The organism is Chloroflexota bacterium (assembly GCA_020850535.1).
In the GTDB taxonomy this organism is placed as follows: domain Bacteria; phylum Chloroflexota; class UBA6077; order UBA6077; family JACCZL01; genus JADZEM01.
This window is the reverse complement of sequence record JADZEM010000054.1, coordinates 1-6,384: the sequence shown is the minus strand read 5'-3', so window position 1 is coordinate 6,384 and position 6,384 is coordinate 1. Positions and strand designations below refer to the sequence as shown.

The following is a 6,384-nucleotide window of genomic DNA, read 5'->3' as shown; positions in this document are numbered from 1 at the left end:
GCCATCGACCGGGCCGAGTCGATCCTGTTCGAGATCAGCCAGCGCCGCACCGATGACGGCTTTCAGCCGCTGTCGATCCTGCTCGGCCAGGCGTACGACCGCCTCGAGTACCTGCACGAGCACCGCGGCCAGATCCTGGGCGTTCCCACCGGACTGTCGCAGCTCGACGCGCTGCTCGGCGGCCTGCAGCCCTCGGACCTGGTGATCCTGGCCGCCCGTCCATCGGTCGGCAAGACGTCGATGGCGCTCAACATCGCGCAACACGCGGCAGTGCGCGAGGGCAAGAAGGTCGCCCTGTTCAGCCTGGAGATGAGCGAGGAGCAGCTTGCCCTGCGCCTGCTCAGCGCCGAGACCGGCATCAATCCCCGGCCGCTGCAGACCGGGTTCGTGGACGAGACCGACTGGAGCAAGATCGCCACGGTCATGAACGACATGGCGTCGGCCCCGATGTGGATAGATGACTCGCCGGTCCTTTCGGTGATGGAGCTGCGCACCAAGGCGCGGCGCCTGGAGGCGGAGCAGCACGGCCTGGACCTGGTGATCGTGGACTACCTGCAGTTGATGCAGGCCTCCACGCCGAACAGGGACAACAACCGCGTGCAGGAGGTCAGCGAGATCAGCCGCGGCCTCAAGCAGCTGGCGCGTGAACTCAAGGTGCCGGTGCTGGCCCTGTCACAGTTGTCGCGTGGCGTCGAGCAGCGTGGCTCGGCGGAGCCGCGCCTGAGCGACCTGCGCGAGTCGGGCAGCATCGAGCAGGACGCCGACGTCGTCATCTTCCTGTACCGCGACGCCGAGCAGAATCCCGATGCGGACGTAGAGCTGGTCAAGGCCAAGGTGGCCAAGCACCGCAACGGGCCGATCGGCGAGGTCCCGCTCCAGTTCCGCAAGTCGAACACCCGCTTCTACACCGTCGCCGCGCGCGAGGAGATCGCCGCCTACTGACGTGGATCGTTCGGCTCCTGCGCCCAGTGACCTTCGGCCCTTGGGAGAGGGTTCACTGGTGGCCAGCATCCAACGCATGATCGGGGTTCGGTTGTCGATTGACTGGGAATCGTCGCGGCGAGCTGGCGCCATTGCCCTGGCCATCCTGGTGCTGTTGAGCTCATCGACGAAGCTGGGTCAGCCGCCGCCGATTCGAGCGGCCGCCGTTCCGGCGCTCGCGACGTCAGCGATGGAGGGTGCCCCCACCGTTGCCGACGTGGTCGTGTATGGGGCGACGCCTGCCGGCGTGGTGGCCGCGGTCACCGCCGCGCGTGCCGGCGCCGACGTGATCCTCCTCGAGCCCACCCGGCGCCTCGGGGGCATGATGAGCGCCGGCCTGAGCTGGACCGACAGGGGCATCACCTCGGTCATCGGGGGAGTGGCGCGCGAGGTGTTCGATCGTATCGAGGCGGCCGAGGGGTCGTCATGGGGCAGATACGCATTCCAGCCCCACACGGCCGAGGCCGTCTTCGAGGCCATGGTGACCAGCACGGGGGTGAGAGTCCTGCGTCAGCAACAACTGGCCGAGGCACCCGACGCGGTGACCAGGGTGGCCGGGCGCATCGCGGGCATCCGTATGACATCGGGACAGGTGTTCGCAGCCGACGTCTTCGTTGATGCCAGCTACGAGGGTGACCTGCTGGCGCGGGCGGGGATCCCCTCCCGGATCGGTCGAGAGGGGACGGCCGAGTTCAACGAGCCGCTGGCCGGCGTGCGCTGGCCCGTCAGGGTCGTCCGGGTACCCCCTGGCATGGACACCGGGTTCCCGCTTGCGGAGCCCGGGCCGCTGGGCAGCGCCGACGACAGGATACAGGCATCCAACTACCGGCCGTGCGTGACCGCTGATCCGACCAACCAGGTCCTGTTTCCCCGTCCCGCCGACTACGACCCGGCGCGCTACGACTTCGTGGCGTACTACCTGAATGAGCGCGTCACACGGGGCGAGACCCCTTCGCTGGATTGGGTGCTGCACATGGATCGCCTGGCCGGCAACAAGTGGGATCTGAACGCGCATGGTGGGATCTCCTTCGGACTGCCCGGGGCCAACTGGGCGTATCCGTCGGCGACTCTTGCTCAGCGCGCGGTGATGGATCGCGAGCACCGCTCCTACCAGCAGGGGTTCCTCTATTTCCTGACGCACGATCCTCGCGTTCCGGGTCCCATGCGTACCGGACTGGGTCGCTACGGCCTGTGCGCCGACGAGTTCATCGAGACCGGCAACTGGCCGCCGCAACTGTATGTGCGCGAGGGTCGGCGCATGGTCGGCCGGGCCATCGCCAACCAGCAAGACCGCGAGATGCTCATCAGCAAGCCCGACACCATCGGCCTTGCGTCCTATCCGTTGGACAGCCATTGGGTGTCGCGCTGGATCGATTCCGGAGGCTGGCTGATGGACGAGGGATCCTTCGGCCCGCAGAAGTCCCGGCGCTGGTCCATCCCGTACCGGATCCTGACCCCGCGGCGCGCCGATGCGTTGAACCTGCTGGTCCCGGTGGCGGTCTCCGCCACCCACGTCGCCTACTCGTCACTGCGGGTGGAGCCCCAGTTCATGATCATGGGCCAGGCCGCAGGCGCCGCGGCGGCGATCGCCGCTCGCCTTGGTCTCGCGGTCCAGGACGTGCCGATCTCGCTGCTGCAGGCGAACCTGGCCGCGGCCGGGGCCGTGCTGGATGACCCGGGTGACATCGCGGCCTCACCCTTCTACGCGGAGATCGCATGGGCTTACTACGGGGGCATCACCGCCGGCTGCGGCCCGGGGCGCTTCTGTCCAGCCGTTGCCCTGCCGCGTGACCAGATGGCCAGCCTGCTGTCACGTGCGCGAGGCCTGGCGGCCCCCGGGATTGACTACTTCACCGACGACGAAGGGAATCCGCACGAGGCCGACATCAACCGGGTGGCGTCAGCCGGGATCACGTTCGGCTGCGGGTCTGATCGCTACTGTCCTGATCGAACTGTCAGCAGGGCCGAGATGGCCAGCTTCATGGTCCGCGCCTTCGGGTTGGCTCCCGTCACCACCGATGTCTTTGACGACGACGACGGGTCGATCCATGAGGTCGATATCAACGCCCTGGCGGAAGCGGGCATCACCAGCGGTTGCAGCCCGACCGCCTTCTGCCCGACGAAATCGGTGACGAGGGAGCAGGTGCTGGCCTTCCTCTACAGGGCAGTGCATGGCCAACCGGCCAGGGGCGACGGGGCGATCACCCACGGGCCGGGCATCGCCCGGCCGCCGAGACCATTCTGACCGCGGGGGGCCTTGTGGGCGGGTGTAAACTCGCTCGCTAGTAACTTCCGTCCCACGTCCAGTCAGGGCCGGTCGTTCGAACAGGAGGCTCAGGGAAGGGTGTACGCCGACAAGACCATCCGTTGTCGCGATTGCGGGATGGACTTCGTCTTCTCCGCCGGCGAGCAGGAGTTCTACGCCAGCAAGGGCCTGATGAACGAGCCCCAGCGCTGCCAGAGCTGCCGGGCCGTCGCCAAGCAGAACCGCGCGCTCGGCCTCGGGGGCGGCGGCGGGGGTGGGGGCCAGCGCGAGATGCACGCGGCGGTGTGCGCCGAGTGTGGCGGGCAGGCGCTCGTGCCGTTCCTGCCGCGCAACGATCGCCCGGTCTACTGCTCGAACTGCTTCGATAAGGTGCGCGCCAGGACCTGAGCGCTCACCCGACCACCCGGGTCGACAGCCGCGCCGCCTCCTGCAGGCGGCGCGCTTGGTTAGGATGGCGTCTGCAGCCAGCTCGAGGTCAGCCCCGAATCATGTCCGTCATCGCCGTGGTCGGCGCCCAGTGGGGCGACGAGGGCAAGGGCCGAGTGGTCGACTACCTGGCGTCCGACGCCGACCTCGTCATCCGCTACGGGGGCGGCAACAACGCCGGGCACACCGTCGTCAACCCGCACGGCCACTTCAAGTTGCACCTGATTCCCTCGGGCATCTTCTACCCGGCCACCCGCAACCTGCTCGGCAACGGGGTCGTCATCCACCCGGCCGCGCTGGTCAACGAGCTCGACGCACTGGCGGCGGCCGGATTCGACGGCGCCAACCTGCTGATCAGCGACCGTGCCCACCTGGTGATGCCGTACCACGTGCTGCTCGACCAGCTCGACGAGCACGAGCGCGGCGAGGCGCGGCTGGGAACGACGTCGCGCGGCATCGGCCCTGCCTACGTGGACAAGTTCGCGCGGCGCGGCATCCGCATTGTGGACCTGGCCGACCCGGCGAGCTTCCGGAGACGCCTCGACGCGACGCTCGAGCGGGTGCGCCGCATCGTGGCCGGCTACGACGCGCCCGACATGGCGGCCCAGGTCGCCGCGGCGACCGACGCCGCTGGCATCGCCGATGAGTACCTGTCGGCCGGCGCGCGCCTGGCACCGCACGTCGTCGATGGGGCCGCGGCGGTGGACGAGGCGCTCGAGAGCGGTGCCCGCATCCTGCTCGAGGGCCAACTCGGCACCATGCGCGACATCGACTGGGGCGTCTACCCCTACGTCACCAGTTCGTCACCCATCCCCGGCGGCGCGAGCCTCGGGGCCGGCCTGCCAGCGGTGCGCATCGACCGGGTCCTGGGCGTCGCCAAGGCCTACACCACCGCGGTCGGCGCGGGGCCGTTGCCGTCCGAGTTGGACGATGCCGCTGGAGAGCGGCTGCGCGAGCGCGGCGCCGAGTACGGCACCTCCACCGGCCGGCCACGGCGCTGTGGCTGGTACGACGCGGTGGCCGTCGCCTTCAGCGTGCGGCGCGCCGGCTACTCGAGCATCGCGCTCACCAAGCTCGACGTCCTCGACGGCTTCGAGCGCATCAGGATCGCCACGGCCTACCGCGACCCGGCCGATGGACGGACGTGGACGACGATCCCGGCATCTGCATCGGTCTACGAACGGCTCGAGCCGGTGTACGAGGAGCTGCCCGGATGGATGGCCGATACGACCGCCTGCCGGACCTGGGCCGAACTGCCGTCGCGGGCGCGAGGGTACGTCGAGCGCCTCGAGACGCTGGCCGGCGTGCCCATCTCGCACGTGTCGGTCGGCCCGGAGCGCGACCAGATGATCATTCGTGGCGACTCGGCGGGAACGCCCCGATGAAGTTGGGCGTGATCGTGCCGCAGGGCTGGACCGGCGAGTACGACGGCTGGGACCCGGAGCGCGCGTGGGCGCGGACGGTCAAGGTCGCGCGCCAGGCGGAAGCCATCGGGGCCGAGTCGATCTGGCTGTTCGACCATTTTCACACCGTGCCCCGGCCCACCGACGAGATCACCTTCGAGTCGTTCACCGCGTTGACCGCCCTGGCGGTCCTGACCGAACGCGTGCGGCTGGGCCAGGTCGTCATCTGCAACGGTTTCCGCAACCCGGCGCTGACGGCCAAGATGGCATCCACCCTCGACGTCATAAGCGGCGGCCGCTACGAGCTCGGCATCGGCGCCGGCTGGAAGCGCGAGGAGTGGAAGGCCTACGGCTACGGCTTCCCCGAGACGCCGGAGCGTCTCGCCATGCTGCACGACGCGCTCGAGGTGATCGGGCGCATGCTGGAGGGCGACCCGACCGTCCACGCCACCTACGAGGGCACCCATCACTCGGCGAGTGGCGCGCGCAACGTGCCAAAGCCGGTGCAGCCGACCGGCATGCCGATCATGGTCGGTGGCAATGGGCCCAAGGTCACCTGGCGCCTGGCCGCGCGCTACGCCGACGAGCTGAACCTCGATGGCCTGTCGCCGGACGAGGTGCGCGACGCGCTGCCCACCATTCGAGCCCGTTGCGAGGAGATCGGGCGCGACCCGGCATCGCTGGCAGTATCGGTCCATGCCTGGTGGGGCGAGCCGGCGTGGCACACGCCGGGACAGGGCAGGGTCGAGCTGCTGCGCGCCTACGCCGAGTTGGGAGTCAGCCGCGTCATGGGCCTGCTGCAGGCATCGGCAACGAGCGACGAGGCGCTGGCGGCGCTGTCGGCCGACGCGCGGGCGGCCGGCCTGGAGCTGGCATAGGGACCATCGGTCCATTGGGCGTGGTTGACCGGGCGGGCTAGACTGGCCGTCCGTTGACAGAACGCACGGGAGCCAGCGTGGCAGGACCCTTCAGCCAGACCGTCATCGCCGTCGTCTGGGACTTCGACAAGACGCTCATCCCCGGCAACATGCAGACGCCGCTGTTCGCGCGCTACGGCGTGGACGAGCGGGCCTTCTGGGCCGAGGTCGATGGGCTGCACGCGTTCTACCTCGACCACGGCGCGCGTCGGGTGGCCGACGACGCCCTGTACCTCAACCACATCCTGGAGTACGTCCGCGCCGGCACCTTCAAGGGCCTCTCGAACCGGATCCTGCACGAGCTCGGCTCCGAGCTGACGTTCCACCCGGGAATGCCCGAGTTCCTGGCCACGCTGCGCGCCTCGGTCGAGGAAGACCCGACGTTCGAGCG

At 69.3% G+C, this 6,384-nt stretch carries 6 protein-coding genes; all 6 read left to right on the top strand.

Annotation, left to right across the window (positions count from 1 at the left end; genetic code table 11):
* Nucleotides 1-942, top strand: a 942-nt coding sequence (gene dnaB / locus IT306_08200) for a replicative DNA helicase (GenBank protein MCC7368389.1), incomplete at its 5' end; no start/stop codon positions are given.
* 58 nt (nucleotides 943-1,000) lie between these two features.
* Nucleotides 1,001-3,226 carry an FAD-dependent oxidoreductase gene (locus tag IT306_08195; GenBank protein ID MCC7368388.1) on the top strand — a complete coding sequence of 742 codons (2,226 nt, stop codon included), beginning with the start codon at nucleotides 1,001-1,003 and terminating at the stop codon, nucleotides 3,224-3,226.
* Nucleotides 3,227-3,325: 99 nt separating this feature from the next.
* Nucleotides 3,326-3,634 carry a zinc-ribbon domain containing protein gene (locus tag IT306_08190; protein MCC7368387.1) on the top strand — a complete coding sequence of 103 codons (309 nt, stop codon included), beginning with the start codon at nucleotides 3,326-3,328 and terminating at the stop codon, nucleotides 3,632-3,634.
* 101 nt (nucleotides 3,635-3,735) lie between these two features.
* Nucleotides 3,736-5,058, top strand: a complete 1,323-nt coding sequence (locus tag IT306_08185) for an adenylosuccinate synthase (GenBank protein ID MCC7368386.1) — start codon at nucleotides 3,736-3,738, stop codon at nucleotides 5,056-5,058.
* A gap of 8 nt (nucleotides 5,059-5,066) precedes the next feature.
* Nucleotides 5,067-5,954, top strand: coding sequence for a TIGR03560 family F420-dependent LLM class oxidoreductase (locus IT306_08180; GenBank protein ID MCC7368385.1), 888 nt, complete (start codon nucleotides 5,067-5,069; stop codon nucleotides 5,952-5,954).
* A 77-nt stretch (nucleotides 5,955-6,031) separates the two neighbouring features.
* The coding region (locus IT306_08175; protein ID MCC7368384.1) for a haloacid dehalogenase-like hydrolase at nucleotides 6,032-6,384 on the top strand (353 nt) is incomplete at its 3' end.